The organism is Haloarcula sp. 1CSR25-25 (assembly GCF_032027985.1).
GTDB lineage: Archaea > Halobacteriota > Halobacteria > Halobacteriales > Haloarculaceae > Haloarcula.
In genome coordinates this window covers 698,230-723,096 of record NZ_JAHYBW010000002.1, presented here as the reverse complement: position 1 = coordinate 723,096, position 24,867 = coordinate 698,230, and the positions used below count along the sequence as shown (strand labels likewise).

The 24,867-nt window shown below is 66.1% G+C and carries 28 protein-coding genes and 2 tRNA genes; 15 read left to right on the top strand and 15 right to left on the bottom strand.

The window, feature by feature from the left end; all coding sequences use genetic code 11:
- Positions 1 to 2: 2 nt before the first annotated feature.
- Complete coding sequence (locus KZ498_RS08875; protein ID WP_312618326.1) at positions 3 to 1,262, bottom strand: DHHA1 domain-containing protein; 1,260 nt, start codon at positions 1,260 to 1,262, stop codon at positions 3 to 5.
- A 497-nt stretch (positions 1,263 to 1,759) separates the two neighbouring features.
- Here KZ498_RS08875 and KZ498_RS08870 point away from each other — a divergent pair, with 497 nt between their 5' ends.
- Positions 1,760 to 1,900, top strand: coding sequence for a hypothetical protein (locus tag KZ498_RS08870; protein ID WP_312618325.1), 141 nt, complete (start codon positions 1,760 to 1,762; stop codon positions 1,898 to 1,900).
- Positions 1,901 to 2,093: 193 nt separating this feature from the next.
- Here the strand turns inward: KZ498_RS08870 and KZ498_RS08865 are convergent, their stop codons facing one another.
- Genes KZ498_RS08865 through KZ498_RS08850 form a run of 4 tightly spaced genes read right to left on the bottom strand, consistent with a single transcriptional unit; the run spans position 2,094 to position 4,186 of the window.
- Positions 2,094 to 2,507 carry a hypothetical protein gene (locus KZ498_RS08865; RefSeq protein WP_312618324.1) on the bottom strand — a complete coding sequence of 138 codons (414 nt, stop codon included), beginning with the start codon at positions 2,505 to 2,507 and terminating at the stop codon, positions 2,094 to 2,096.
- Positions 2,508 to 2,553: 46 nt separating this feature from the next.
- On the bottom strand, positions 2,554 to 3,366 hold the full coding sequence (locus KZ498_RS08860; RefSeq protein ID WP_312618323.1) for an HD domain-containing protein: 813 nt from the start codon (positions 3,364 to 3,366) through the stop codon (positions 2,554 to 2,556).
- A 46-nt stretch (positions 3,367 to 3,412) separates the two neighbouring features.
- Positions 3,413 to 3,880, bottom strand: coding sequence for a redoxin domain-containing protein (locus KZ498_RS08855; RefSeq protein ID WP_312618322.1), 468 nt, complete (start codon positions 3,878 to 3,880; stop codon positions 3,413 to 3,415).
- 60 nt (positions 3,881 to 3,940) lie between these two features.
- A complete protein-coding gene (locus KZ498_RS08850) occupies positions 3,941 to 4,186 on the bottom strand; it encodes a hypothetical protein (protein WP_312618321.1) in 246 nt (81 codons plus the stop codon).
- A gap of 562 nt (positions 4,187 to 4,748) precedes the next feature.
- On the opposite strand from KZ498_RS08850, the gene KZ498_RS08845 reads away from it, so the two are divergent.
- The 3 genes from KZ498_RS08845 (at position 4,749) to KZ498_RS08835 (ending at position 7,041) form a co-directional block, all read left to right on the top strand.
- Positions 4,749 to 4,988 (top strand): twin-arginine translocase TatA/TatE family subunit, encoded by a 240-nt coding sequence (locus KZ498_RS08845; RefSeq protein WP_312618519.1) that lies wholly within the window; start codon positions 4,749 to 4,751, stop codon positions 4,986 to 4,988.
- Between the two features lie 77 nt (positions 4,989 to 5,065).
- Positions 5,066 to 5,139, top strand: a tRNA-Arg gene (locus KZ498_RS08840).
- 270 nt (positions 5,140 to 5,409) lie between these two features.
- On the top strand, positions 5,410 to 7,041 hold the full coding sequence (locus KZ498_RS08835) for a GMC family oxidoreductase (RefSeq protein ID WP_312618320.1): 1,632 nt from the start codon (positions 5,410 to 5,412) through the stop codon (positions 7,039 to 7,041).
- Here KZ498_RS08835 and KZ498_RS08830 read toward each other — a convergent pair.
- The 3 genes from KZ498_RS08830 to KZ498_RS08820 all read right to left on the bottom strand — a co-directional run bounded on the left by KZ498_RS08830 (position 7,038) and on the right by KZ498_RS08820 (position 8,898).
- Positions 7,038 to 7,616 (bottom strand): metal-dependent hydrolase, encoded by a 579-nt coding sequence (locus KZ498_RS08830; RefSeq protein WP_312618319.1) that lies wholly within the window; start codon positions 7,614 to 7,616, stop codon positions 7,038 to 7,040. The genes KZ498_RS08835 and KZ498_RS08830 overlap by 4 nt on opposite strands.
- An 82-nt stretch (positions 7,617 to 7,698) precedes the next feature.
- Positions 7,699 to 8,151: a transporter gene (locus tag KZ498_RS08825; protein ID WP_312618318.1), complete on the bottom strand. Its 453-nt coding sequence runs from the start codon at positions 8,149 to 8,151 to the stop codon at positions 7,699 to 7,701.
- 48 nt (positions 8,152 to 8,199) lie between these two features.
- Positions 8,200 to 8,898, bottom strand: coding sequence for a chemotaxis protein CheC (locus tag KZ498_RS08820; protein WP_312618317.1), 699 nt, complete (start codon positions 8,896 to 8,898; stop codon positions 8,200 to 8,202).
- Between the two features lie 255 nt (positions 8,899 to 9,153).
- Here KZ498_RS08820 and hisC point away from each other — a divergent pair, with 255 nt between their 5' ends.
- The 4 genes from hisC to KZ498_RS08800 are packed head-to-tail and all read left to right on the top strand — an operon-like array spanning position 9,154 to position 11,913.
- Positions 9,154 to 10,236, top strand: coding sequence for a histidinol-phosphate transaminase (gene hisC, locus KZ498_RS08815; RefSeq protein WP_312618316.1), 1,083 nt, complete (start codon positions 9,154 to 9,156; stop codon positions 10,234 to 10,236).
- A complete protein-coding gene (locus KZ498_RS08810; protein ID WP_312618315.1) occupies positions 10,233 to 10,739 on the top strand; it encodes an adenylate kinase family protein in 507 nt (168 codons plus the stop codon). The genes hisC and KZ498_RS08810 overlap by 4 nt, the downstream gene beginning before the upstream one ends.
- Complete coding sequence (locus KZ498_RS08805) at positions 10,736 to 11,344, top strand: CDP-alcohol phosphatidyltransferase family protein (RefSeq protein WP_312618314.1); 609 nt, start codon at positions 10,736 to 10,738, stop codon at positions 11,342 to 11,344. Before KZ498_RS08810 ends, KZ498_RS08805 begins: the two co-directional genes overlap by 4 nt.
- Before the next feature lie 41 nt (positions 11,345 to 11,385).
- Complete coding sequence (locus tag KZ498_RS08800) at positions 11,386 to 11,913, top strand: multiprotein bridging factor aMBF1 (RefSeq protein ID WP_312618313.1); 528 nt, start codon at positions 11,386 to 11,388, stop codon at positions 11,911 to 11,913.
- A gap of 1 nt (position 11,914) precedes the next feature.
- Here the strand turns inward: KZ498_RS08800 and KZ498_RS08795 are convergent, their stop codons facing one another.
- The gene (locus KZ498_RS08795; RefSeq protein ID WP_312618312.1) at positions 11,915 to 12,475 is read right to left on the bottom strand and encodes a response regulator; all 561 of its coding nucleotides are present in this window, start codon (positions 12,473 to 12,475) and stop codon (positions 11,915 to 11,917) included.
- Between the two features lie 144 nt (positions 12,476 to 12,619).
- Here KZ498_RS08795 and tpiA point away from each other — a divergent pair, with 144 nt between their 5' ends.
- A complete protein-coding gene (gene tpiA, locus KZ498_RS08790; protein ID WP_004515640.1) occupies positions 12,620 to 13,267 on the top strand; it encodes a triose-phosphate isomerase in 648 nt (215 codons plus the stop codon).
- A 23-nt stretch (positions 13,268 to 13,290) separates the two neighbouring features.
- On the opposite strand, the gene KZ498_RS08785 is transcribed toward tpiA, so the two are convergent.
- Entirely contained in the window at positions 13,291 to 15,117 is a 1,827-nt protein-coding gene (locus KZ498_RS08785; protein ID WP_312618311.1) for a helicase HerA domain-containing protein, read from the bottom strand.
- A 148-nt stretch (positions 15,118 to 15,265) separates the two neighbouring features.
- On the opposite strand from KZ498_RS08785, the gene KZ498_RS08780 reads away from it, so the two are divergent.
- Entirely contained in the window at positions 15,266 to 15,613 is a 348-nt protein-coding gene (locus KZ498_RS08780) for a hypothetical protein (RefSeq protein WP_312618518.1), read from the top strand.
- A 4-nt stretch (positions 15,614 to 15,617) separates the two neighbouring features.
- Here the strand turns inward: KZ498_RS08780 and dinB are convergent, their stop codons facing one another.
- Positions 15,618 to 16,964, bottom strand: a complete 1,347-nt coding sequence (dinB, locus tag KZ498_RS08775; RefSeq protein ID WP_312618310.1) for a DNA polymerase IV — start codon at positions 16,962 to 16,964, stop codon at positions 15,618 to 15,620.
- Positions 16,965 to 17,482: 518 nt separating this feature from the next.
- Here dinB and KZ498_RS08770 point away from each other — a divergent pair.
- Entirely contained in the window at positions 17,483 to 17,644 is a 162-nt protein-coding gene (locus tag KZ498_RS08770; protein ID WP_312618309.1) for a hypothetical protein, read from the top strand.
- A 143-nt stretch (positions 17,645 to 17,787) separates the two neighbouring features.
- On the opposite strand, the gene KZ498_RS08765 is transcribed toward KZ498_RS08770, so the two are convergent.
- From KZ498_RS08765 to KZ498_RS08755, 3 genes are all read right to left on the bottom strand, one after another.
- Positions 17,788 to 17,858, bottom strand: a tRNA-Gly gene (locus KZ498_RS08765).
- 141 nt (positions 17,859 to 17,999) lie between these two features.
- Entirely contained in the window at positions 18,000 to 18,692 is a 693-nt protein-coding gene (locus KZ498_RS08760) for a class I SAM-dependent methyltransferase (RefSeq protein ID WP_312618308.1), read from the bottom strand.
- A gap of 10 nt (positions 18,693 to 18,702) precedes the next feature.
- Positions 18,703 to 19,743, bottom strand: a complete 1,041-nt coding sequence (locus KZ498_RS08755) for a tyrosine--tRNA ligase (protein WP_312618307.1) — start codon at positions 19,741 to 19,743, stop codon at positions 18,703 to 18,705.
- A 218-nt stretch (positions 19,744 to 19,961) separates the two neighbouring features.
- Between KZ498_RS08755 and KZ498_RS08750 the strand changes: the two genes are divergently transcribed.
- A complete protein-coding gene (locus KZ498_RS08750) occupies positions 19,962 to 20,396 on the top strand; it encodes a hypothetical protein (RefSeq protein WP_312618306.1) in 435 nt (144 codons plus the stop codon).
- Positions 20,397 to 20,464: 68 nt separating this feature from the next.
- A complete protein-coding gene (asd, locus tag KZ498_RS08745; RefSeq protein WP_312618305.1) occupies positions 20,465 to 21,502 on the top strand; it encodes an aspartate-semialdehyde dehydrogenase in 1,038 nt (345 codons plus the stop codon).
- Positions 21,503 to 21,570: 68 nt separating this feature from the next.
- Here the strand turns inward: asd and KZ498_RS08740 are convergent, their stop codons facing one another.
- Complete coding sequence (locus KZ498_RS08740; protein ID WP_312618304.1) at positions 21,571 to 22,524, bottom strand: D-2-hydroxyacid dehydrogenase; 954 nt, start codon at positions 22,522 to 22,524, stop codon at positions 21,571 to 21,573.
- Positions 22,525 to 22,742: 218 nt separating this feature from the next.
- Between KZ498_RS08740 and KZ498_RS08735 the strand changes: the two genes are divergently transcribed.
- On the top strand, positions 22,743 to 23,264 hold the full coding sequence (locus KZ498_RS08735) for a response regulator (RefSeq protein WP_312618303.1): 522 nt from the start codon (positions 22,743 to 22,745) through the stop codon (positions 23,262 to 23,264).
- A gap of 90 nt (positions 23,265 to 23,354) precedes the next feature.
- Positions 23,355 to 24,713, top strand: coding sequence for an NAD(P)/FAD-dependent oxidoreductase (locus KZ498_RS08730; protein WP_312618302.1), 1,359 nt, complete (start codon positions 23,355 to 23,357; stop codon positions 24,711 to 24,713).
- The last annotated feature ends 154 nt before the right edge of the window (positions 24,714 to 24,867 follow it).

The window sequence follows — 24,867 nt, the reverse complement described above, 5'->3', positions numbered from 1 at the left end:
GTTCAGTCGCTGGCGTCTACCGCCGCTGTCACGTCCCGGAGGAACGCGACGACATCGTCCCCGTCAGCACCGAGTCCCCCGCCCTGCGCGACGGTAGGCCGCCCGCCCCCACCGCCACCGAACTCCGTCGTCACCCGGTCGACCACGTCGCCGGCGTCGACGCCGCCGGTCGTCGCGACGCCCAGATACTGGCCGTCGGCGTCCACCAGCGCGGCGACGTGGATACCGTCACCGACAGCGCGCTCCGCTCGGTCGGCCAGTGCGTTCGCGTCGAGACCCGTGACGGTGCCGACGAGCCACGTCCGCCCGTCCACTTCGACGGCGTCGTCGCGCAGGTCAGCGATACGGGCATCGACGAGGCGCTCTCGGAGGGTCGACACCGTGTCCCGGAGGTCGTCGCGCTCCGACTGGAGTCCGTCCACAGCGGCCGGGAGCTCCGCAACGTTCGTGTCCAGCGACTGGGCGGCAGTCATCGCCCGCTCGTGCTCGGTCGCGCGCTGGCGAATCGCTCGTGGGCCGACGGCGAACTCGACGCGGGTCAGTCCCTCACCGGGGTTGGACCGACCGAGCACAGTCACCGGCCCGATTTCGCGCGTGTTCGCGACGTGGGTGCCACCACAGGCCGCCACGTCCCAGTCTTCGATGCTGACGACCCGGACCGTCTCGCCCTCGATTCCCTCTTCGGTCTTCGTGTTGAACGCGATGTCGTCGCGGTCCAGTGCCTCGTCACGCGGAATCTCTTCCCAGGTCACGTCGTAGGACTCCCAGACAGCGCGGTTGGTCAGCCGTTCGAGTTCGGTGAGCGTCTCGTCGTCGATCTCCGTTGTCGTCTCGAAATCCACCCGCACCTTCCCGCTGATAGCGGGCCCGAGGGTACCATCTCCGTCGTCGTCCGACACTGTCGCGCTGATGTCGAAGCCGCCGTAGCCCAGGTCCGACAGCACCCGGCGACCGGCGCCATAGAGGACGTGACTGGCCGTGTGGGCACGCATACAGTACGTCCGAAACGCCGCGTCGACGTTTCCTTCGACCGTCTCGCCCGGGTCGAACGCCGGCGGTTCGGCCAGTTCGTGGACGATCTCGCCGTTTCGGTGCTGTACGTCGACGACCTCGACGCCGCCGAGTGTCCCCCGGTCCGCCGGCTGTCCGCCGCCTTCGGGGTAGAAGTACGTCTCCGTCAGCACGACATCGGTCGTATCGATACGGTCGACAGTCGACGTGAACGTCGTCACAGTGGGCTCGGCCGCGGCTGTTCCCGTCATCGGTGATGGCTACGTCGGCACGGACAAAAATATCTGGGCGTCGCCCCCGGACGGATGGGCGCCTGGGACCACCGCCCAGTTCGCACGCGCAAAGTGCCAGTGAGGAGTGTAGGGAGCGACTTACGCCATTCTCAGCAGCTATAGAGACGTTATACGCTGTTTTATGCTGTGTCAGCTCTCGATACGGTGTTACTAATTAAGTACGGACAGTGTCGCTTACATATCATGCTCGGGAGTGGGGTCCCATCGGTGGTGCTCTGGCTGGTAGTGGCCTGGTTGTTCGCGGTTGGTCTGTTCATGGCACTTCTGTACGCGTCCGGCAAGCGGGACCGCCGAGAGCATCCGCGAGCGTAGCGGCGAACGGACAGGCCGGACGGTGAGACAGCAGCGTCTGACGCTCGGCTGACGGCCCCGTCGAGATAAGCGTCGCGTCCTGCGGTTTTCACTTCCGCCACGAATTGCCCGGTTATATCACCCCTGCCCTCCTGTCGAACAGTATGATAGAGCAGTTACGCCGGGTCGTGGGGACTCGACAGCGGTCGCATCTGGAGTGTCGGCGCTGTGGAACCACCATCGAAACGGATATAACTACCTGCCCAGCCTGTGGCTCCGGCAACATCGCACAGTACGACCTCTGACGGGGCACCGGTCGCCCCCTCTGCTGTTTTCGTCTTCTCCTCCCTCCAACTGTGGTAGCCAACGAACATCAGGGCACACCCGAACGCACGACGGCAGTGCAGTCGGTGTGTAGACCGTCTCAATTGTCAGTATAACACGGGCACGGCTCACCGGTTTTCGGTCACCGACGAGAAAGCAGGCCAGCAGAGGCGCCTACTGCTCGACAGATTCCCACACGTCAGACGAGATGCTCGCCTCCGAGTTGTCGGGATGTGTCACCGTCAGTCGGTCGTCGGATTCGATAGCGACGAGGTCGACAGTGTTGTTTTCCATGTGATTCCGCGTCGGGTATGTAAACGGCCGTGACCGCGTCGGAAGGTCACCGACCGCTGGGCACTCCGGTGGCGCAACGACGTCGTCGGCGAACCCGTCGGTGTGGATCTTCGATCGTGGTTTGTCTCGACCACGCGTATCGAGCCACTGGAGGCATTGCTCCCCAATCGAAATGGTCTCAATGGCTGAGCGCACCCGGTGTCTGACCCGTTCCAGGAGCGAGGGCGGCGGCACGTCGCCGTCGGCCGCCTCGCCCCGGGCACCCCGCGGCTCATCCATGGGTGTGAGACTCATAGGCACTGATAGGGAAGCACGGTACAAAACCGTTGGGTCGCTCCTCTCAGAGCTCGATTCGTTCGACGATCTGGTCGCCGTCTTCTCGGGTGTTGATTGCGACGATGCGGACGTGTTCCTCCAGGCTAGAGTCTCTGAGCTTGGCTTTCAGAAGATTGTCGACCTGATAGACGCCGGCCGCGTTGTTCATCTCGATTTCGACGAGAACGGGGTAGTCATCACCCGCGGTGAGCGTCACCGTCTCGATGGCCTGGCTGGAGACAGTATCGATACCGCGACCGCCGCGTTTGTACGGAATCCGCGAACGGCCACGTTCCATGTCCAGGGCGTCGGCGACGCGAACGACGCCCGCTTCGAGCGTCAGGGGGGTCTCTTCGGTGTGATGACAGAGGATCGCGTGGAGTACCTCGCCCTTTACCTGGACTGACTGGCGGATGTCGTAGAACTCCGGGAGGATGTCATCGAGGATATCGGCCGCGAGCGGAATCGAGTAGTACGGATGTGCATCGCGGTGGACGACGTGCCCGACGTCGTGGAGCGTCGTCGCAAGGGCGATGATAACTGCCTCGTCGGCCTCGTCGAGTCCGTGGTCGGCCGCGCCGTTGAACTCGACCCCGCCCTGTTTGAGGAGGTCATACAGGCACAGCGCTCGGTTCCGGACGATGTCGATGTGTTTCGCACCGTGGTCGTTGTACCGCTTGCGGGCGACGGGGTTGACGTTCTGGGCCTCGAGATAGGCCTGGATCTCCTCGTCAGTCGTGACGGTGTCGAGAACGGCGTTCAGTCGCCCGTCCGGAAACACGTGGTCCGCATCGGGGTTGTAAATACGGCCGCTGGTGTCGTCTCTGTCAGCGCTCATACCACAACCCAGACGACCCACAGCGAAAAATCCCCCACCGGTGCGATCAGGTCGCGGCGTCGATGACTTCGTCGTAGTCGGGTTCGACGCCTGGGTCGTCGCTGACCCAGGCGTACGTGACTTCTTGGCTCTCGTCGATGACGAAGACGGCTCGTTTGGCTACGTTCGGAACGCCGAGCGCTTCGAAGTCCATCGAGATGTCGAAGGCGTCGACAATCTCCCGTCCGGAGTCGCTGATGAGGTCGAACTCGAGTCCCAGTTCGTCCCGGAACGCGTTCTGTGAGAACGGTGTGTCGATGCTGACACCGTACAGCGTCGCCCCCGCCTCGTTGAGCTCGTCGAGGCGGTCCTGGAACGTGTTCATCTCGTGGCTGCACACGCTCGTGAACGCCCCCGGAAAGAACGCGAGAGCTACAGGCCCGTCGTCGAGTGCCTCGGACAGCGTTATCTCATCGACGTCGCCGTTTGCAATCGGTGCCGTGAAATCGGGCGCAGCGTCTCCGACTGATACCATACTGCCGACCTGGGTCCTGGCAGGTAAAACCCTTTCCGACGCGGTCGAGTCCGGACCCGGTCAGAACTGCGCGAACTTCGCCGTGACCTCGTCGATCCACTCGGGCAGTTCGCGGTCCGCAAGTGTCCCGTCAGCGGCCCGGGTCGTGACGACGTCTGCAATTTCGCCGTCGCGCGTGATGTCGAGTCGCCACACCCCGTCAGCCTCTACATCGACCCGAACGACGTCCTCTCCGACGGGTTTGATCGGTCGAATCGTTACCTCTTGCCCGCTCGTGACTTCCATCGTGTGGCTATCGGCCGGCATCTGGTATCACTGAGCGCCCGACAGTAGTTATATCTCCGGGCGGGGTTGCCCATCGACCCGGCGGTGTACCCAGTAAGCAGCGGCTTAACGAACGTATAATAAATCGACAGTAGCACGTAGCCGTAGATGCGGGTGCGAACCCGCATCCGGACAGACCACGCACGCAGACCATGGCCACGGACGTCGTGTCATCTAGACAACCACAGCTATCGACCTGTTGCCGTGGGCATGTAGCGGTCTATCTGTCGACGTGCCGTACCCAGCCAGAGACACCGAACGGCCGGAGACGTGGTGTCTCGTATTGCCCTTCCGACCCACACCACCACCCCACTCCCCCATGCCGGGCCTCGCCGACGGTTCTCGGCGAGGCCGTTTCTGCTGCCTGAGCGGACGAGACTCGCCTGTATCCCACATCCTTTCTGCGGGTTACTACCGGTCGCTGCGGAGCAGGTCCTGACAGCGGTGACTCGCCTGGCAGGCCCTCCTGAGCAAAAAGGTTATAATAGCAACCACGTAACCTTCGGATACAATGACAGCGACACTCGGAGTACTGTTCCCGGGGATGCCCGGGACGACGGAGATGATGGTCATCCTCCTCATCGCCGTCCTACTGTTCGGCGCGAACAAGATCCCAAAGCTAGCGCGGTCGACCGGCGAAGCCATGGGCGAGTTCCAGAAGGGGCGCGAGGAAGTCGAGCAGGAACTCGAAGAGATGCGTGAGGGCGGCGCTGCAGAGGGCACCGACGCGTCCACCGTGGACGCGGCCGAGTCTTCCGAGAAGGCGACGGAATCCGAGACGTAACCTCAACCACTTCTCCGTTTTCAGCGGGCGATAGTGATAACGAAAGGATTTTTCTCCGTTCTATCGACCACCCGGTAGGGCGTGTGGCCTAGTGGACCAGGGCGAGGGGTTCCTAACCCCTAGAACGCGGGTTCGAATCCCGCCACGCCCGCTATCGTGCCGAGCGGAGCGAGGCCGATAGCGAAACGTGAGGGATTCTAATCAGGGAGGTCGCGCGCAGCGAAGCGAGCACGTCCGACCGTGGTTCGAATCCCGCCACGCCCGTTCTACGAGGGGCGGACGCGACCAGCGAAGGCCCTCGGAGATTCGAAGCACGGAACGGTCGACCGGAGCGAGCAATCGAATGGAGGGTCTTCGCCGCCGGACACAGAACACCTGAGATGCCAACGTATAAGTTTAGGCTTGCCTAACTCCTGCTGAGATGGACCGGGAGCCGTCCGAGCGAGCGGACGTCTGTGTCGTCGGGGCCGGGCCGGCAGGGGCACTCGTCGCGAGCCACCTCGCCAACGACGGGCACGACGTTGTTGTTTTAGAGGCCGGGCCGCGGTTCGACAGGGAAAAGCGCGACGAGCAGATGGAGGCGGCGATCCGGCCCGGCGACCACGGCTCAGTCTGGGGGATGGGCGGCGACCGCGACGCGTTCAACACGAGCGGCGAACGGTACTACCCGCTGAACGTCTCCCGGGTGAAAGGCGTCGGCGGGTCGACGCTGCACTGGCAGGGGATGGTGATGCGGTTGCACCCCGCAGATTTCGACGGGAGCCACGACACCGACGACCCCGCGTGGCCTATCGACTACGACGACCTGCGGCCGTACTACGCCGACGCCGAGCGGGCGCTGGGCGTCGCCGGCGACGCGGACAACCCCTTCGCGCCGCCGCGGGACGGTGCGTATCCCCTGCCCGGATTTCCGCCGTCGTACAGCGACTCGCTGTTCGCCGAGGCCTGCGAGCGATTGGGCGTCACGATGCACTCCGTCCCCAACGCCCGCAACTCCGAGCCGTACGACGGTCGCGGGCCGTGTGTCGGCTACGGGACCTGCCAGCCCGTCTGTCCCTCGGGTGCGAAATACGACGCCAGCGCCCACATCGAGGACGCCGAAACCGAGGGGGCACGCGTCATCGACCGCGTCCCGGTCCAGCGCCTCGAAACCGACGCCGAGGGACGCGTCGAGGCGGCCGTCTACGCGACGCCGGACGGGACCGAACACCGCCAGACGGCCCGCGAGTTCGTCGTCGCAGCGGGCGGCGTCGAGACGCCGCGGCTCCTCCTCCTGTCGGCGAGCGAGGACCACCCGGACGGGCTGGCCAACGGGTCCGGCCTCGTCGGCCACTACTTCATGGACCACCTGTTTGCCGGCGCCGGCGGCACGCTCGACCGGGAGACGCGACAGAACCACGTCGGCTTTCTCACCAGCGAGTGCCACCAGTTCTACGACAAACCGGGCCAGCCGGTCGAACGCGTCGCGGACGGCGAGACGGTCGTCGAGGCCTCCGACGAGGCGCTGTCGCCGCTGAAACTGGAGTTCCTGAACTACGCCGGCCCGTCGCCGGTCGAACTCGCGCTCTCCGGCGAGGAGTGGGGCGACACGCTGCTGTCGAACCTCCGGGACGCCTACGGCAACAGCATCGCCATGGGCGGGCTGGTCGGTCAACCGCCGCGGGAGGAGAACCGGGTGACGCTGGACACGTCGACGACGGACGACCACGGGAACCCGGTGCCGGACATCCAGTGGTCGTGGGGCGACCGGTTGGGGCGGTCACTCTCTCGGGCGAACGAGATTCAACACGCTGTCCTGTCGGAACTGGGCGTCGACATCTCCTGGACGGTCGGCCCGGAGAACACCGGGCCGGCGTACCACCACATGGGCACGACGCGGATGGGGACCGACCCCGAGGAGAGCGTGGTCGACCCGCAGTTGCGGACCCACGACGTGGCGAACCTCTCCATCGCGTCCTCGTCGGTGTTCGTCACCGCCGGGTCGATGAACCCGACGCTGACAATCGCCGCGCTCGCATTGAAGTGTGCCGACCACGTCGCCGAGCGGCTCTAATCCGAAAGCGTCGCCACCACCGCTTTGCTCCGACGAGTGACCGACCTGAGTCCGGGTGCCCCCTGCGCGATCCACACGGCGACAGCGAGGCCGAACAGCCCGACCTGGAACAGGACGTACGGCTCGAACGAGAGGGAAGCGAACTGCTCGACGAAGGAGGTGTCGTTGGCATAGGGCGGCGGTGGCCGGAGCGGCCAGACGAGAAAGCGGAGCCACTGAACCTGTGTGGCGTCGCCGCCGAGCAGTCCGGCCACCGCTGTCGGGCTCATGTCCGTCAGCGTGTGTGCGAACGCACCGATGGTGAACGCTTCCGAGAGGTCCGTCCTGCGATACAACGCGGCGACCCGATGCAGGACTACGGCGAGGAGAACGAGCGTGAAAAGCGAGTGGGCCAGCGACCGCCCAGAGGGAAGGACGCCGAACGTCCAGGCGAGCGGTTTGTCGATCAGGTCCGGGAACTGCGACCCCAGCGCAAGCGCGGTCAGCGTCGCCGCAGTCTGTCGACGGGTCGGGTCGAGGCGAGTGTAGACGACGTAGACGAGATAGGCGACGGCGAGGTGTCCCCACGGCCACATTGGCTGTCGGTATGCCCGACGCGGGCTTGTATCTGCTGATACAGGTTTCGGGGACCGACGGGCAAAACAGTCGGCCAGGCGTTCAGTACAGGCCGAGAATCGCTCCGGCGTCGAGCAGGAGCAGGATTGCGACGACGGACGCCCCGAGCAGGAACGGGCGCGCGTTCCGGGCCGGTTCGCGCACCTTCTGCTGGTCGAAGCCGTCGCTGAGCTTCGATGCCCCGACCTCGACGAGGCCGGCCAGGACGAACCACAGGACAATCATCGTGATGACGAGATGCCCGCGGCCGGTCCCCGTCAGCGACTCGGCGGTGTAGCGGGTCGCTGCCAGATGCCCACCCGTCAGAAACAGGAGCAGCGCGCTCGACCGGGATACCGTCTGGAGCTTTCCGGTGATCGCCGACAGCGGGCCCGGCGAGGAGTCGCCGTTCAGCGCCGTCGGGAGCACGGCGTAGGTCATGAACAACACGGTTCCAGCCCACAGCGCGGCGAATATCAGGTGCACCCCGAATACGGCCGCGTTTACGACACTCATATGCGGCGGTTGGACGCGACCCCCTTCAACGTCGTGGGTTCGGCGTGGTCACTCCGAGGTGTCGAAGGCGTCGAGCGCGTCCGCGTCACCGGCCATGTCTATCTCTGTGACTGCATCGGTGTCCGCCGAGATGTGCGTCTCGCGGTCCGCGTCGTAGTCCAGTTGGTCGATGAGGTGGACGAACGAGCCGGGGTCCGGGATGAGGAAGATGCGAAGGGAAAACGCCACGTCGCTCTCCTTGATGTCGACGAGCGAGTCGAGCACGATGGTCAGCGAGTCCCGGCGGACGTGCGAGAGGGCTTTGTCGGCAATCTCGGCCGTGTCGTCCTGGACGACCGTCGGCGTCCCCATATTGATGGTCGCGTTCAGCGTGTTCGCGATGCCGTCGATGAAGCCCGAGGTGAGGATGTTACACATCTCCTGGAGTGCGGACTCGTGGAGCTGTGTGAACCCCTCGTCGACGCTGGAGCCGGTCATCAGCTCCGCGATTTCGGCGGCCGTCTCCGTCTCGAAGGTCATCAGGAACACGCCGTAGGGCGGTTCAGTCAGTCGGACGCGAGCGCTGTAGATGGTCCCGCCGCCCATCTCCGTGGCGATGTCCTCCGGCTGGACAAAGGAGAGGCTCTTTATCTCGACGGCGGCGTCGACGCCGGCCAGCGTCGCAAGCGAGTCGGCGACCTGCTCGGCCCCGTCCTGGATGAGCCGCGTGATGAGCGTGAGTTTCCGGATATCGATGAGAAGCGGCATTGGACGCTATCAGGTCCGATGGTGTGTTACCGTTTTCGGTGGGGGCGGACTCCGGGACTGAACGGTGGGTCACCGTAACGCTCATTACCACTGACTGACAGGGATTCGGTGGGGAGCGTGCTATTCCGTGTCCCACCCGTCGTCGACGGGTTCCACACGGGAGGCCGCCAGCGGATTTCTCGCGTGACTGGCCGGGGAGCCGCGGCCACGCCCGATGTGAGCACGCTTAAGCCGCCCCGTCCGTTTTGCACAGCCATGGAACCACGGGACCTCTCCGCTCACACTGTCTATCGGGCAGGTCGCGGTATCGAGGAGGTCGCTCGGGAACTCGGTCTCGACCCGGACGACATGGTGAAGCTGGCGTCGAACGAGAACATGTACGGGCCGAGCCCGAAAGCCGTCGAGGCCATCCGCGGGGCGGCCGAGCGGATGCACTCGTATCCGAAGGCCTCCCACGCCGACCTCGTCGACGAACTGGCGGAGCTGTGGGACGTGACACCGGAACAGGTGTGGCTGAGCAACGGCGGCGACGGCGCGCTCGATTGCCTCGCCCGGGCGATGCTCGACCCCGGCCAGGACGTGCTCGTCCCGTCGCCGGGCTTTGCCTACTACGCGATGAGCGCCCGCTATCACCACGGCGAGGTCAACGAGTACACGCTCTCGAAGGCCGACGACTTCGCCCAGACCGCCGACACCGTCCTGAAAGACTACGACGGCGAGCGGATCGTCTACCTCACCAGTCCGCACAACCCGACCGGCGCGGAGTTCACGACCGACGCGGTCAGAACAATCGCCGAGCAGACCGACGAGCAGACCCTCGTCGTCGTCGACGAAGCCTACGGCGAGTTCACCGGGAGACCGAGCAAGCGACCGTTGCTTTCCGACCGCGACGACGTCGCGCTCCTGCGAACGTTCTCGAAGGCCTACGGGCTCGCGGGCATTCGACTCGGCTACGCGGTCGTCCCGGACGACTGGGCCGACGCCTACGCCCGCATCAACACGCCGTTCTCGGCCAGCGAACTCGCCTGCCGCGCCGGGCTGGCGGCGCTTGACGACGACGAGCACGTCGAGCGCTCCGTCGACACCGCCGCGTGGGCCCGACAGTACCTCTCGGCGGAACTCGACGCGCCGACCTGGGACAGTGCGGGGAACTTCATCCTCGCGGAGGTCGGCGACGCGTCGGCCGTCGCGGACGCCGCCCAGGAGCGGGGCGTCATCATCCGCGACTGCTCGTCGTTCGGACTGCCCGAGTGCATCCGCATCACCTGCGGGACCCGCGAGGACACGGAGCGCGCCGTCTCGGTACTGAACGAGGTCATCGAGGTGGTCGAGGCGTGAGAGTCGCCGTCACCGGGACGCCGGGCACGGGCAAGACCACGGCGACGGAGCGTCTCGACGACGGCCTCGACGTGTGCCATCTCAACGACGTCATCAAAGAGGAGGGGTTCTCGACGGGTATCGACGAGGACCGCGGGAGCCTCGTCGCGGACCTCGACAGGCTGTCCGAGTGGCTCGACGGCCGCGAGGACGTGCTGTTCGAATCCCACCTCGCGCATCACTTCGACGCCGACCGGGTGATTGTGCTGCGAGCCCACCCCGAGACGGTCGTCGAACGACTCCGTGAGCGCGGCGACGACGACTCGAAGGCATACGAGAACGCGGAGTCGGAAGCGCTCGATGTCATCCTGGGGGAAGCCGTCGAAGCCCACGGGACAGACTCGGTGTACGAAATCGAGACGACGGACCGGGACCCCGACGAGGTGGCACAGGAGATTCAGGCCGTCGTGGACGGGGAGCGCGAGCCGAGTGCGGGGACCGTCTCCTACATCGACTGGCTATGACACTGGACAAGTTCCGCCCGCTGGCCGACCGCGCGCTCGGGCCGTTCGTCAGCGCCGCCAAGGTCGCTGGACTCTCCCCGAACGGCGTCAGCGTCATCGCGTTCCTGCTGGCCCTCGGAGCGGGCGGAGTGTACGCCGTCGCGGCGCGGGAGCCCCTGCTGTATCTCGGCGGCGCAGTGCTGGTCTTCCTGAACGGCTGGCTCGACATCGTGGACGGAGCGCTCGCGCGGGAACTGGACATCGCGTCCTCGGGCGGCGACCTGCTGGACCACGTCCTCGACCGCTACGCCGACATCGGCATCATCGTCGGCCTCGCCGCCGGCGTGAGCCAGTGGGAACTCGGCATCGCCGCCGTCACCGGCGTCCTGATGACGTCCTACCTCGGGACGCAGGCACAGGCGGTCGGCCTCGACCGCGTCTACGGCGGCCTGCTCGGCCGCGCGGACCGGCTTGCGCTCGTCGGTGTCGTCACGGGCGTCGCGGCGTTCGTCCCGGCCACGCTGGCCGGCCTGACACTGGTCGGCTGGCTGCTGGTCGTGTTCGCCGTCGTCGGCCACGTCACCGCGGCCCAGCGGTTCTATCACGCGATGGGTACCCTGGAGTAGCCAGCGCACCATTTATACCGCGCCCCGTCCAAGCCGTCGGTATGGTTCAGTGCGAGATGTGCGGGACGGAGGTTTCGTCTCCGAACCGCGTCAAAATCGAGGGGGCCGAACTCGACGTCTGCGACGAGTGTACCGACTTCGGCACGGAGGTCAAGACGGAGGAGACGTCGTCTACGTCGACGAAGTACTCGACGTCGTCCTCGTCATCGTCGTCGAGTTCGTCCGCCTCGTCCAGTTCGTCGGGCGGTGGCGGGTCCGGTGGCCGCCGTCGGGACATGTTCGACGAGATGGACGAGATCGCACAGGATTACCACGAACGTATCCGCGAGGGCCGGGAGTCCCAGGGGCTCAGCCAGGAGGAACTCGCAAAGCAGCTCAACGAGAAGGCGAGCCTCATCCGGAAGCTCGAACAGGGGAACTCCCTTCCCAGCGACGACGTCCAGAAGAAAATCGAGAACGCGCTCGATATCTCCCTGAACGCCGGCGGCAGCGCCGACGAGACGGAGTGGTCCGGCGGGAGCAGCGACGGCGAGTACACGCTCGGCGACGTCGTGAAGCGGAAGGACTAGGTCACAGCCGGAGGTCGTCTTTCTCGACGTCGAGTTCGTCCGCGAGCGAATCGACGTTCGACGAGATCGTCGCGATCTCGTCCTGGAGCTCCTGATACCGCGTACTGTCCTCCAGTTCCCGTTTGGTCTTCTCGACCCGGAGGACGTTGCGCTTGAGCTTTTTCGACGTGAGGGTCTGGAGACGCTCGTTGTACTCCCGGACCTTGTACAGCCGGTCGACGACCTCCTTGAGGTCGTCGCGGGTAACGGGTTTGACCAGATAGTCGTCGACGCGCATCTCGATGATGTCGAAGTCGGGGTCGACGGCGGTGACCATCGCGACGCGGCAGCGAAGCCCCCGCTCCTCGATCTGTGCGAGCACCTCGTTGCCGGAGACGACCGGCATCCGGCGGTCGAGCAACACAACGTCGATATCGGGCGAGAGGAGGTCTAACCCCTCCTCGCCGCTGTAGGCGGTCTGTACGTGATACTGCTCCGTTAGATAGTCGGTGTACAGGTCGGCCAGGTGCTGTTCGTCCTCGACTATCAGAACGGTCGGTGTGTCGTCATCCCCTGCTGTCACGGCTTGTCTCGTTTCTTGTCTCGGCTGAACAGTAATAATTGTCTCCCCAGAGCGGGAGGCCGGGACAGACGGGGACCGCGGTGGCAGGCGCTGTCAAACGACGGCTCCGCAACCTATTTCCCGACAGCAGCCGGTGCGTTTCGTATGTTCGTCCTTGTCAATCTGAAGGCGTACCCGTGTGACCCAGTCGAAGTAGCGACCGCTGCTGCTGACGTCAGCGACGATTCCGGCGTGCGAGTCGCCGTCGCGCCACAGGCTGCACAGATCGGTGCTGTCGCGGAGACCGGCGTCGAGACGTGGGCCCAGCACGTCAGCGCCGTCGAGCACGGCAGCCACACCGGCAGCACCCTCGCCGAGGCCGCCGCGGACGCCGGCGCCGTCGGGACGCTCCTGAACCACTCCGAGAACCGGCTCAAGCTCGCGGACATCGACGGCGCGCTCGACGCCGCCGACCGCGCGGACCTCGAGACCATCGTCTGTGCGAACAACCCCGCACAGATTGGCGCGGCGGCCGCGCTCGACCCCGACGGCGTCGCCGTCGAGCCGCCGGAGCTCATCGGGACCGGCACGCCCGTCAGCAAGGCCGACCCGGACATCGTGACCGGCGCGGTCGACGCCGCCGCCCGCGTCAACGGCGACGTGGACGTACTCTGTGGCGCCGGCATCTCGACCGGCGAAGACCTCGTGTCCGCGAGCGACCTCGGTGCGACCGGCGTCCTGCTGGCAAGTGGCGTCGCGAAGGCCGACGACCCGCGCGCGGCGCTCGAAGACCTCGTCGAACCGCTCCTGTAGAACGGCGTCGCAGTACTGGCTTCTCAGTCGCCGTCCCCGTCCAGAAACGCAGATTCGAGTCGGGAGACGACCGACTCGACCTCGTCCTCGTCGAGTCGGCGGTCGCTCTCTTCCCGAACCAGCGACGCCAGCCGGGCGTCGTACTTCCCGCGACCGACGTGTTCGACCAGCCCGCGGAGTCGGAGTTCCCTGTTTCGCGCGTAGGCCGCCGTCCGGTCGCCGGACCCGCCGGCCGAGAAGTGGGCGTTCAGCGGCGTCCCGGGGCCCTGCTCGCTGTAGTACGCGAGCATCCGGCGGGTCTTCCGGTCTAGCTCCTCGATGTCGGCTCGCAGGTCGCCGTAGACGGCGGGACCGTCGAAGTCGGACCCGGTCCCGTCGGTGGCTGAGACGGGGTCCCCGTCCGACTGCTCGGCTTCGACAGCTTCAGCGATTGCCGCTCTCAGCGCCTCGTCGTCAGCCTCATCAGTGCTGTCTGTCGCAGCCTGCCCGTTCACTGACGTGGCCGCGGCACCGCCCTCTGTGCTGGCTCCGTTCGCAGCTCCGTCGGCCGGTGTGGCGTGACCGTTCGTCGCAGCCCCGTCGTCCGCGCTCCCACCGTTCGTCGCAACCCCGTCCTCGGCGAAGGCGCTGAACGCGTCGCCGAACCCGCCGCCGGACGTGGCGTCGGCTGTCTCGTCCGGCTCCGGCGGCTGCTCGTCATCCGGGCTGTCAGCGTCTGCCGCACCGTCCGACGCCGGCTGGTCGGCGAACCGCTCGCGCTGGCGACGCATCTTCTCCTGTTCCGTCCGGCCGGGGTTGTAGTCCTCGGCCTGGTTCAGCATCGCTTCGGTGAACTGCTCGGCCATCCGCGAGAGGTCCCGCGCGTCCTGCAGTTCCGCCTCCAGTTCGGCGATGCGGGAGTTCTTCTTGTCCAGTTCCTCGCGGAGTTCCTTGATGCGATTCTCCGTCTCCTGCTGGTCCTCGCTGATGGTCTCTAACTCGGAGACGAGGTCGTCGCTGACGGACTTGAGCTCGGGCCGCTCGAAGTCGTCGAGACCCGGCGTCGCGCCGGCGTCGAACGTCTGCTTGCGGTGGAACTGGACCCGGCTGACCTGCTCGGCCCAGTCGTTCATCATGAACGCCTCGCCGTCGTCTAAGTCCTCGACGGCGTCGGCGTACTTGTTGTCGAGGATACGCCCGACCACCTTCGTGTCGTTGTTCCAGGTCAGGCGGTGCCAGACGAGCCAGTCACACTGGGTGATGTAGTCCTTCTTCACGTCGGCGGGGCGCTGGCTGATGCCGACGATGCCCAGCCCGTGTTTCCGACCGCGCTTCCCGATCTTGATGAGCATCTTCCCGACCTCGCCCATCGACCCCTTCTCGGGCATCCACTCGTGGCACTCCTCGACGAGCATCAGGAACGGCTGTTTCTGCTTTTTCGCCTTGGCGAACAGTTGCTTGGCCACTTCTGTCAGCAGCGTCTCGGCCTCCGCCTCGTCGAGGAACGACGAGATATCCAGAATGATGGGGACGTTCTGCTCCAGTGCCAGCGAGGCGATCTTGCCGGCGTGGTCCTCAGTGACCTGGATGTCACACTCCTCGTCGCCGCCGACGTGGAGGATCTCGTACTCCTCTTTCAGGCCGTAGTACTCACCGTCGATGTCGACGATGAGCAGACCGAAGCCGTTGTCAAGCAGCTTCTCGGCGACGACACTCGCCGTGTTCGACTTCCCGGACCCGCTCTTGCCGGTGATGAACCCCCGGCCGGTCAGCAGTTCCACCACCGGAAGATCGACCGTTTCTCCCGGTTCCCCGGTCCCACCCGGCCCCCCACTCGTTGTCGCGACAGTTATCTGTTCGGTCTCTGCCATGCGTTTCTGTAAGGGAGGAGACGCTCACGCCCCATAACTCTCCGTCAGACGACCATCAACTGTGGAACAGGTTCGGGACGGAATCCCGGACGGGGTAACGGCTATTGTGATGGCACGCCTTGTCGCACTCGTCCGGTGGGGGCTGTCCATGGACAGGTACGAGACGTTCGTCGAGGACGGAACCGTGTACGTCGGGAGTGCCGACGGTCCCCTGGAAGTGGCTCCGCTCGACGATATCGTCGCGGCCGCCGGCGGCCCGGCCTGGACGATTACATACTCCGACGCGGAGAAGGAGCGCTACGCCGGGATGGACACGAGCGACGAGGGGCTTGTGGTCGACGTGGTCGACATGCTGCACGCGATGACCCACAGCCAGCGGTTCGTCGACACGCTGGCCGCCCATCCGACGGAGGTCCCGGCAGACGACACCATCTCGCCGCGTGCTGGCCTGTTCGTGGGGAAGCTACTGGAGAACCTTGAGCACGGCGTCGCCTGAGCCGTCAGAAGTCCGCGAGCGTGGTCTGGTCGGGCGGGAGCGAGACGTGCGCTTCGCCAGTGTCTGACTCCCCGGTCGCCGTCTCCCCGCCACTCCCGCGGTCCTCGTCGCTCTCGGCGAACGTCCCGAGTCCGACCTGTCCTTCGTCGGCTGTCGTGGCGGTGGGACCGCTGGCGCTACGGACCGGCTCCTCGGTTCCAGAGCCGCCGCCGAACCCGTCCAGATTAGCCTGTTCGCCGGCGGAGAAGTCCAGGTTCGAGACGCGAACGCCGACCTTCCGGACCGGGGCGTCGTCGAACTCGCCGAGCAGACTCAGCGCGACGCGTCTGACCAGTTCGGGCTCCTCGACCGGGCCGGGCAGCGACCGGGCGCGCGTGTTCACGTCGAACGGCGGCGTCACGACCTTGATGCCGATGGTCTGGTAGCGCGCGCCCTTCCGCCGGGCGCGGTCGGCGACGGCCTCGGCGAGGGTGCGGACCTGCCGGCACTTGGCCTCGGAGTCGGTCGTCGCCTCGGTGAACGCGGACTCCCGCGAGAGGCTCTTGGGGTCGCCTTTCGGCGTCACCGACCGCTCGTCCTCGCCGCGGGCGTAGCGGCGTATCTCGCGGCCGCGCTCGCCGAAGCGTCTGGCCAGCAGTTCCGGGTCGGCGGCCGCGAGGTCGCCGGCGGTCCCGATATCGAGTGCGTCGAGCTCTCTGGCGGTTACCGGGCCGACACCGTGGACGTCCTCGACGGGCAGGTCGGCGAAGAACTCCCGGACTGTCCCCGGGTCAACGACGACCAGACCGTCCGGCTTGTCGCGGTCGCTTGCCACCTTCGCGGCGCTCATCGTCGGTGCGACGCCGACACTCGCCACCACGCCCACCGCCGACTCGATGGTGTCTTTCAGGTCCTGGGCCCACGACTCGACGGTCTCCCAGGAGACGCGGTCGGTGACGTCCAGGTACGCCTCGTCGATGCTCACCTCGCGGACGACGTCCGCTTCCGCGTGGAGTATCTCCCGGACATCCGCGGCGACGGACTCGTAGAAGTCCATATCCACCGGGCGGTAGAACCCCGCGTCCTCGACACTCAGCTCCGGGTCCTCGACGGCCTCGACTTTGCGGGGGAGGCGGTCCAGCGCTTCGGAGATGGCCATCGCCGACTCGACGCCGTACGCCCGCGCCTCGTAGCTCGCGGTCGCAACGGCCCCGTGGGTCGTCCCGGTCTCGTAGCCCATCCCCACGACGAGCGGTTCGCCCCTGAGTGCCGGCTCCCGCCGCTGTTCGCAGGCGGCGTAGAAGCAGTCCATGTCCACGTGCGCGACTATCTGCTCGGGTCCGCTGGTCCCGGGGAGTCGCGCGGCGTCCATACCCGACGCTACACGTACTGGCAGAAAACCCCACCGGCCCTCGCCGGGGCTGTCGGGTCACGGCCGGTGAGAACACCCCGAAAAACGGGAGCAGGGGAGTGGTGGGGGTGGGGTGTCGGATGCTCCGTACGCTGTTGGTTTCGAAACGATGCGTGGCCGGTGGAGTGGCCATCTCTCCACCGGCAGTTGTCGTCCGCCGATGCCAATCCCGGATGGTACGACGGTCGTTCCCGCCGGGAGCGTTGGACGCTCCGTGTTACCATACATCACGATAACACTTCAATGTTGGCCGACGTCATATCTGATTCACACTTCGGACATTGTTCGGCCGCGCTCCGCTCGAGACGCTTCCGGTCCTCTCCCCGGGACTGTGAGGTACTGACGGACTCTCCCGGACAAACCACTCCCGACGAGCGAGGTATCGACCCTCGGAGCCCGGCACGACGACTACGGGTTCGCGCCGGTCGGGTTCTTCCCAGACCTGGACGTGGGTGCCGCGTTCGTCGTCATCACCGGCGGTGCCCGGGACTACAGCCTCGGCTATGACCGCGATGGCGACGGCTGGGTCGTCGTCGGGTCCTTCGAGGAGTCAGGAGTTCGCCGGCGTCACCGACCGCCTGCAGGAGTGGATGGGCGACGACTCGGCGGCGTTCGAGCAGGCCGCCGTCGAACCGGAGTGAGGGCGGCCCGGACCAACGAAGCCAGCCGAGAGACGCCGGAGAGTGCAACCGTCGGACATCCTCTCGGCTGGTCGCCCCTGTCAACTGTAGAGCGCGCCGACCGGGATTTGAACCGGACCGAGACGGGTGTGCTCGCAGCAAAATGCGGCGACCGGGATTTGAACCCGGGCCATGAGCTTGGAAGGCTCAGGTCCTACCACTAGACCACCGCCGCTCACTCACTGCGTTCGCTCGCGGCATGCCTCGCGATTCCATCGGAATCGCTCACCACCGCCGCTGGCCCGTGCGAAGACAAGGCCCGATGGGACCGTGTTCCGCCCGAGTGCGAACGTACACGTCCATAGATGGAAGGTAATTAAGTGCGTTTCCCTTCTGGCTCGACGACCCCGTAACAGTTGCCGCTGGACAGTTCCAGCGACGCCAGCCGGAGGTCGCTGTCGACGATGTCCCGCTCGAACTCGGCCGGCGCGTAGATGTGGTAGAACCGCGGGACCGTCTCGCCGCCGGGGAGGGTCCAGTCGACGGTCGTATCGAAGCCCTCGTCCGCGTCGGGGTCGGCGTCGAAGCGGTCGTGGGCCGTGCTCCACGCGCTGACGAGCGCCCGAGCGCCCGGCGCGAGGACGCGGGCCAGTTCGTCCAGACTGGCGCGGCGGGCCTCCTGCGTGGGGAGGTGATGCAGCGTCGCGACGTACACCGCCAGGTCGACGGACCCGGCAGCGAGCGGGAGACGGGTGGCGTCGCCCTGAAGCAGCGCAACGCGGTCGCCGACGCGGTCAGTCGCCGCCTGCAGGAGCGCGCGGCTGGCGTCGAGGCCGACGACGGTGTCGGCCACCACAGCGAGCAGCTCCGCGTGGCGGCCGTTGCCACAGCCGATATCGAGTGCCCTTCCGACGCCGTCGGACTCCTCGACGAACGATTCGACCTCCGGCCAGGCGTACTCGCGGGTCTTCGAGAAGTGGTCGCCGATGTCCTCGTAGGTCCGGCGGACGGCGGCCCGCGATGGCTCGCCGTCAGTGTCACTGCCGGCGTTCGGGTCGGGGGACGGCATCGGTCGACCGTTACTCCGCGCCGTACTTCTCGGGGTAGGCCTCGGCGAGCAGTTCGTCCTCGTCGGCCAGTCGCTCCCGAACCGGGTCGATAACATCCGAAATAGCGCCTGCGACGGACGGCTTCAGGTCGGCCGGGTGGAGTTCGCCGCTGACGAAGTCCGCCTCGACCTCGTCGTAGCTCTCGTAGGTCAGGTCGCCGCCGTACTCCTCCGGGCGCTCGACGACGAAGGACTCCTCGCGGACCTCCAGAATCGGGAAGACGAGGTGATCGAGGTACTCCAGCACGCCGTTCTCCTCGACCTCGCCGGCCGGGCAGTACGCCTGGTTGATCTTCTCGTCGACCTCGTCGGGGCTGTCGGTGAGGTTGACCTTCGACGCCTCGTCGGAGGCGCTCATCTTGCCGCCCGAGAGACCCGACAAGAGCGGCGCGAACAGGCAGATCGGCGACTCGCCGCCGTGGTCCGGGAGAATTTCGCGGGAGAGCATGTAGATGCCGCGCTGGTCGACGCCGCCGTAGGCGATGTCAGCGTCGAGCGCCTTCACGTCGAGTGTCTGCATCAGCGGATAGATGAGCCCGCCGAGGTTCGGGCTGTCGGACTCGCGGACGACTTCGCTGGCCGCCCGCTGGGTCCGCGAGATGGTCGTCTCGGCGGCCATCCGGTACATCTCCAGTGTGTACTCCTCGTCGAGCTGGAAGTCGGTCCCGCGGACGAACGTGACATCTTCGGGGTCCGCGCCGGCGGCCTCTATCATCCCCTCGATGGCCGTCTCGTAGTAGGCCGAGCGGGCATCAAGCAGGTCGAAGGGCGACTTGTTGTCGTCGAGGTGGGCGTGCAGGTCCGCGATGAGGACCGTCACGTCGACGCCGGCCCGCAGGAAGTCCGCGAGCTTCCGCATCGTCGTGAAGTGGCCGATGTGCATCTCGCCGGTCGGCGCGTAGCCGATGTACGCCGACGGGTCGCCCTCCTCGAACAGCGTCCGCAGTTCGTCCTCGGTGACGACCTCTGTGGTGTGTCGCGTCACCAGTTCGAGTCGCTCGTCGGTATCCATACCGCAGTGTGGCCGGTCCGGCGATTAAAACGTTCCTGTCCGGTGTGACTGCGTATCGAGGCGGGCCGTACTGTTTTATACTAGTAGGGGACAGCCAGGGCAGCCGTCGCTCCCGTTCGAGTACGTCACCGAGCCACCGAGCCGGCGTGACTCCATGTCACTGACGAGCGACCGCCCGACCCCGATGGGTCCAAATACGTTCAGTCCAATACCCGCGCATGTACACGGGGAAGACGGAGAAGGCCTGCTGTCTGTGTGGGAATCCCGACACCGAGACCCGCCTGGACCTGCCGCCGCGGGCGGTCCCGCTGCTCAAGCACGCCGACCCAATCGCCTGGCAGGACATCGTCGGCGAGGTGTCCATCTACTTCTGTGGCTCCGACTGGGAGACGGTTCGGGACCTCGTGTTAGAGACCGGCATGAGCCCGCTGTCCCGGTGTAACGCCGCCCGTGCCTCTTTCGACCTCCGGGAGGACTTCGAGGCGCTGCTGAACGACATCCGGGACGAACCCGACCACACGGAACTCGAGGCGGAGATGCGCGCAGCGGCCGAGGAGGCGCTGGCGAACCGCGACGACCCGTACGTCGAGGAGCGGGACCTCGTCGAGGCCCGCGTCATCGAGTGGGTGTTCGAGGACACCCGTGCGGAGTAATCCCTCGAGGGCAGCGGTACCGCTCCGTATCCAAACTGTTTTGACCACCCATAGCCGTGTGTCAACCGATGACTGTACGCGTAGGTGTACTCGGCGCGACGGGTGCTGTCGGGCAGCGACTCATTCAACTGCTTGACCCCCACCCCGAGTTCGAAATCGCAGCACTGACAGCCAGCGACGCAAGCGCTGGCGAGACATACAAGGACGCCGCCAAGTGGCGCGTCAACTCCCCGATTCCCGAGGACGTGGCCGGACTGCAAGTCCGCGCCACCGACCCGGACTCGGTGCCCGACGACGTCGATCTCATCTTCTCCTCGCTCCCGTCCAGCGTCGGCGCGACGGTCGAACCGGAGTTCTGTGAGGCCGGCTATACTGTCTCCTCGAACTCCTCGAACGGCCGGATGGACGAGGACGTCCCCCTCATCATCCCCGAGGTCAACGCCGACCACGTCGACCTCCTCGAAGTTCAGCGCGACGAGCGCGGCTGGGACGGCGCGCTCCTGAAGAACCCGAACTGCTCGACAATCACGATGGTGCCGCCGCTGGCCGGTCTCGACCGCGAGTTCGACCTGACCGACGTGCACGTCTCGACGCTCCAGGCCGTCTCGGGCGCGGGCTACTCAGGCGTCACGTCGATGGAGATCATCGACAACGCCATCCCGCACATCGGCGGCGAGGAGCAGAAGATGGAGAGCGAATCGCGCAAGCTGCTTGGCTCGTTCGACGGCGCGGCGGTCCAGCTCAACGAGATGGACGTGGCCGCCTCCTGTAACCGCATCCCGACGCTTGACGGCCACCTCGAGAACGTCTGGGCCGAGACGGCAGAGGACATCTCCACGGCCGAGGCCGAGGCCGCGATGGAGGCCGTGACCGGTATCGACCTGCCGTCCTCGCCGGAGAAGCTCATCACGGTGTTCGAGGAGCCCGACCGTCCACAGCCGCGACTGGACCGCAACGTCGAGGGCGGGATGGGCGTCGCAGTCGGTGGGTTCCGCGAGACGACCGACGGCGTCCAGTTCAACTGCCTCGCGCACAACACGATGCGCGGTGCCGCGGGCGCGAGCGTGCTGAACGGCGAACTGCTGCACAAGCGCGGCTATCTGTAAGGGCTGTCGAACTGCTGCACAAGCGCGGCTATCTGTAAGGGCTGTCGAGTCTCGGTTCAGGACGGGGCTCACAGCTCGATCTGGTTCCTGAGACCGTCCCACTCACCAGTCCGCTCGGCCCGCTGGACGTTCTCGGCGACGATATCGGCCAGTCGCTCGTAGTAACTCGGCGTGTGGCCGGCGTTGTGCGGCGTGATGAGGACGTTCTCGAAGTCCCACAGCGGGTGGTCGCCGGGGAGCGGTTCGGGGTCGGTCACGTCCAGTGCGGCGCCGTCGATGTGGTTGCGCTGGAGTGCGCTGACCAGCGCGTCGGTGTCGACGACCGGGCCGCGGGCGACGTTGGTGAGCACTGCGTCGGGAGGCATCGTCTCGAATACCTCGGCGTCGATGAGATGCCGCGTCACATCGGTGAGCGGGCAGGCCAGACCGATGTACTCCGCGTCGGCGACGGCCTCGTGAATCTCGTCGAAGCCGTACACCTCGTCTGTCGGGCCGCCCTTCCCCGGCGAGTAGCGGACGCCGACAGTCTCCACGTCGAACCCGGAAAGCCGGTCGACGATGGCCTCGCCGATTTCGCCGAGACCGACGACACAGACGCGGCTGCCGGCGAAGTCGTCGGTGTGGAACGACTGCCAGACGTGGTCGCGCTGGTGGCGGCGGGCGGTGAAAAAGCCCCTAGCGAAGGCGAGCCACGACCCGACGACGTTCTCGGCGACGTTCGGGCCGTGGACGCCGGAGGCCGTCGTGAGCGCGATGTCGCGGTCCCCCAGTTCCGAGAGCGGGAGGTGGTCGTATCCAGCGTATGTCCCTGCAAACAGCTCCAGGGAGTCGGCAGTATCGACCAGTTCCGGCGAGACGTCGTTGCCGGTCAGGACTGTCGCGTCCGCAATCAACTCCCGCTCGGCCTCGGGCGTCTCCGCGACGGCGACATCCCATCCCGGCAGTCGCTCCCGGAGCGCCGTCACGTACCGGTCGACTGGCATGCCGTGCACGTCGTATCGCATCACGACGATGTCGGCCATCGGACCCCTCCTGTGGCGTGTAGAACCATACCGGCTGTTCCACGCGGGGGCCTGAAAACGGTGCCGGCGGGCAGTCCGCTGGTGGGAGTCCTGCAGTATTATCGCAGTCGTAACACTTAGCGACGGACGAATTGGCAGTCTGAATTAATAACTCTGTAAGAACAGTACGACAATATCTTAGCATATTTGTAGGACGCCCGGCGTACGGATTCGAAGGAATGGGGAGATCGACGAGGGTTGCGGTAATCGACGACGACGAGGACTACAGACAGCTTTACAGACTCTGGCTTCCGGAGGAGTACGACGTTATCGAGGCCGACGACGGCCGTGCGGGGTTACAGCGGGTCGACGATTCGGTCGATGCGGTACTGCTGGATCGGCAGATGCCAGCGCTGAGCGGCGAAACGGTCGCCTCGAAACTCCGACAGCGGACAGTCACCCCTGGAGTCGTGATGATAAGCAGTGTCAAGCCGGACGTTGATATTCTGGACATTCCCGTCGACTCGTATCTCAGGAAGCCCATCGACCGGGACACCCTGTTGTCGGTACTCTCGACAGTTCGGGCCCGACGCGAGTACGAGACGGACCGGCGGAAGCTCCTCGGGCTTGCCGACCGGCGGGCGACGGTGGCCGACGCCGTACGGGCGACAGCGCTCGCAGAGAGCGAGGCGTACCAGCAAGCCGTGGAACGACTGGACCGACACGACGTGACACTCGGCGACGCAGTGTCCGAACCGTAGCGCCGTCCCTGTTCAGTCGGGCGAGGGCGTCAGACCGGAGTTTCGATGCAAGGCAATAGGTTTTAGCGGGCGCGGGACGCCGTAGCGGGTATGGAACACGTAGACGTCGCCATTGTGGGTGGTGGTCCGGCCGGGTCGTCGGCGGCCGAGGCTGCAGCAGACCACGGGGCCGACGCCGTCCTCCTCGAGAAGGGGGTCCCCAGGGCCGACCGCGAGGGGACGGGACCGGACTCGACAGACGCCGCCGGGCTGCTCGATTACTGGTTCGACATCATGGGCATTCCCCGTTCGGAGTTCCCCGAGGACGTGGTGTTGAGCGAACTCGACGGGGCGAAGTTCTACGGCCCCTCGACGGAGATGACGATGACCGAGACCGGCATCAGTTCTAGCGCCGACGGCTTCGGTATCACGTTTCACCGAGCGCGGTTCGACGACTGGCTCCGCGAGCGGGCGACGGCGGCGGGGGCGGACTACCGCGTCGGCGTCAGCGTCACCGGCGTCGAGACCGACCTGCGGAGTTCGCCACGACACACCGTTCGGTTGGCCAACGGCGAGGACATCGCTGCCGAGTACGTGATACTCGCTGACGGCCCACAGCGGACTATCACCGGCGGCACGCTCGACCAGTTCCTCCCGGCCGGACAGGCGATGGCCGACATCATGCCCTCAAACAGGGTGAACCACATCGCCTATCAGGAGCACCGCCGTATGCCCGAGGAACTGTTCACGCCGGAGTTCATCGAGTTCTGGTGGGGTCTCATGCCCGGCCACACGGCGTACCCGTGGATCTTCCCGAACGACGCCCCCGTCGCCCGGATCGGCCTGACGATGCCCATCGGACTGGATATCGACACCTACGACCGAAGCGAGTGGGACCTGCTCAGAGAGAGCGACGACAGCATCCCACAGGGCCGGACGTACATCGAGCGGCTGCTCGAACGGGAGTTCCAGGCGTACGACCTCGACGACTTCCCGCTCGTCGAGGACCGCGGGAAATCGAAGGGCACGGAGACCTACCCCATCTCGTCGACCCGACCGATAGAATCCCCGGTAGGCGCCGGCATCGCCGTAGCCGGCGGCGCGATGGGGACCACGTCGGCGTTCCACGAGGGCGGCGACCACGTCGCCGTTCGTACCGGCAGGATCGCCGGCCGCCTCGCCGCGACCGACCGCCTCGAACGGTACAACGACGCCTGGCACGATGCCATCGGCGACGAGATCCTCCGGAACGTCACCTTCGCGGACATGGTCCGGGACTGGCGGCCTGCCGAGTGGGACCGGGCCTTTACCACCGCCAACAGTCTGATGGACGCCCGCGGTATCAAGGCCGACGCGGCGCTCCGTGGCGGCCTCCACGGACTCAAGATGGTGTTTGCTTACAAGCGGGGGAAGTTCTCCTACCGCAACGGCAAGTACGTCCAACTGCGAGAGGACGACTACGCCGTCTGAACGTCAGCCTTAGGTGTGCCACCGGCGAACTACGGATGCGTGCCTTCAATCCCCGGCTGAGACCCGTCACCGGGACGATGACGACCCGGAGAACCCGGGCACGCGACATTCAGCGCGGTTCACACCGCACCGGTCGCCGGATACGGCGACCCGC

What these genes read in the sequence shown, in the direction of transcription:
- KZ498_RS08875 (WP_312618326.1), bottom strand. Translation starts at nt 1,262, where the DNA reads ATGACGGGAACAGCCGCGGCCGAGCCCACTGTGACGACGTTCACGTCG.
- KZ498_RS08870 (WP_312618325.1), top strand. Translation starts at nt 1,760, where the DNA reads ATGATAGAGCAGTTACGCCGGGTCGTGGGGACTCGACAGCGGTCGCAT.
- KZ498_RS08865 (WP_312618324.1), bottom strand. Translation starts at nt 2,507, where the DNA reads ATGAGTCTCACACCCATGGATGAGCCGCGGGGTGCCCGGGGCGAGGCG.
- KZ498_RS08860 (WP_312618323.1), bottom strand. Translation starts at nt 3,366, where the DNA reads ATGAGCGCTGACAGAGACGACACCAGCGGCCGTATTTACAACCCCGAT.
- KZ498_RS08855 (WP_312618322.1), bottom strand. Translation starts at nt 3,880, where the DNA reads ATGGTATCAGTCGGAGACGCTGCGCCCGATTTCACGGCACCGATTGCA.
- KZ498_RS08850 (WP_312618321.1), bottom strand. Translation starts at nt 4,186, where the DNA reads ATGCCGGCCGATAGCCACACGATGGAAGTCACGAGCGGGCAAGAGGTA.
- KZ498_RS08845 (WP_312618519.1), top strand. Translation starts at nt 4,749, where the DNA reads ATGCCCGGGACGACGGAGATGATGGTCATCCTCCTCATCGCCGTCCTA.
- KZ498_RS08835 (WP_312618320.1), top strand. Translation starts at nt 5,410, where the DNA reads ATGGACCGGGAGCCGTCCGAGCGAGCGGACGTCTGTGTCGTCGGGGCC.
- KZ498_RS08830 (WP_312618319.1), bottom strand. Translation starts at nt 7,616, where the DNA reads ATGTGGCCGTGGGGACACCTCGCCGTCGCCTATCTCGTCTACGTCGTC.
- KZ498_RS08825 (WP_312618318.1), bottom strand. Translation starts at nt 8,151, where the DNA reads ATGAGTGTCGTAAACGCGGCCGTATTCGGGGTGCACCTGATATTCGCC.
- KZ498_RS08820 (WP_312618317.1), bottom strand. Translation starts at nt 8,898, where the DNA reads ATGCCGCTTCTCATCGATATCCGGAAACTCACGCTCATCACGCGGCTC.
- hisC (WP_312618316.1), top strand. Translation starts at nt 9,154, where the DNA reads ATGGAACCACGGGACCTCTCCGCTCACACTGTCTATCGGGCAGGTCGC.
- KZ498_RS08805 (WP_312618314.1), top strand. Translation starts at nt 10,736, where the DNA reads ATGACACTGGACAAGTTCCGCCCGCTGGCCGACCGCGCGCTCGGGCCG.
- KZ498_RS08800 (WP_312618313.1), top strand. Translation starts at nt 11,386, where the DNA reads ATGGTTCAGTGCGAGATGTGCGGGACGGAGGTTTCGTCTCCGAACCGC.
- tpiA (WP_004515640.1), top strand. Translation starts at nt 12,620, where the DNA reads ATGTTCGTCCTTGTCAATCTGAAGGCGTACCCGTGTGACCCAGTCGAA.
- KZ498_RS08785 (WP_312618311.1), bottom strand. Translation starts at nt 15,117, where the DNA reads ATGGCAGAGACCGAACAGATAACTGTCGCGACAACGAGTGGGGGGCCG.
- KZ498_RS08780 (WP_312618518.1), top strand. Translation starts at nt 15,266, where the DNA reads ATGGACAGGTACGAGACGTTCGTCGAGGACGGAACCGTGTACGTCGGG.
- dinB (WP_312618310.1), bottom strand. Translation starts at nt 16,964, where the DNA reads ATGGACGCCGCGCGACTCCCCGGGACCAGCGGACCCGAGCAGATAGTC.
- KZ498_RS08760 (WP_312618308.1), bottom strand. Translation starts at nt 18,692, where the DNA reads ATGCCGTCCCCCGACCCGAACGCCGGCAGTGACACTGACGGCGAGCCA.
- KZ498_RS08755 (WP_312618307.1), bottom strand. Translation starts at nt 19,743, where the DNA reads ATGGATACCGACGAGCGACTCGAACTGGTGACGCGACACACCACAGAG.
- KZ498_RS08750 (WP_312618306.1), top strand. Translation starts at nt 19,962, where the DNA reads ATGTACACGGGGAAGACGGAGAAGGCCTGCTGTCTGTGTGGGAATCCC.
- asd (WP_312618305.1), top strand. Translation starts at nt 20,465, where the DNA reads ATGACTGTACGCGTAGGTGTACTCGGCGCGACGGGTGCTGTCGGGCAG.
- KZ498_RS08740 (WP_312618304.1), bottom strand. Translation starts at nt 22,524, where the DNA reads ATGGCCGACATCGTCGTGATGCGATACGACGTGCACGGCATGCCAGTC.
- KZ498_RS08735 (WP_312618303.1), top strand. Translation starts at nt 22,743, where the DNA reads ATGGGGAGATCGACGAGGGTTGCGGTAATCGACGACGACGAGGACTAC.
- KZ498_RS08730 (WP_312618302.1), top strand. Translation starts at nt 23,355, where the DNA reads ATGGAACACGTAGACGTCGCCATTGTGGGTGGTGGTCCGGCCGGGTCG.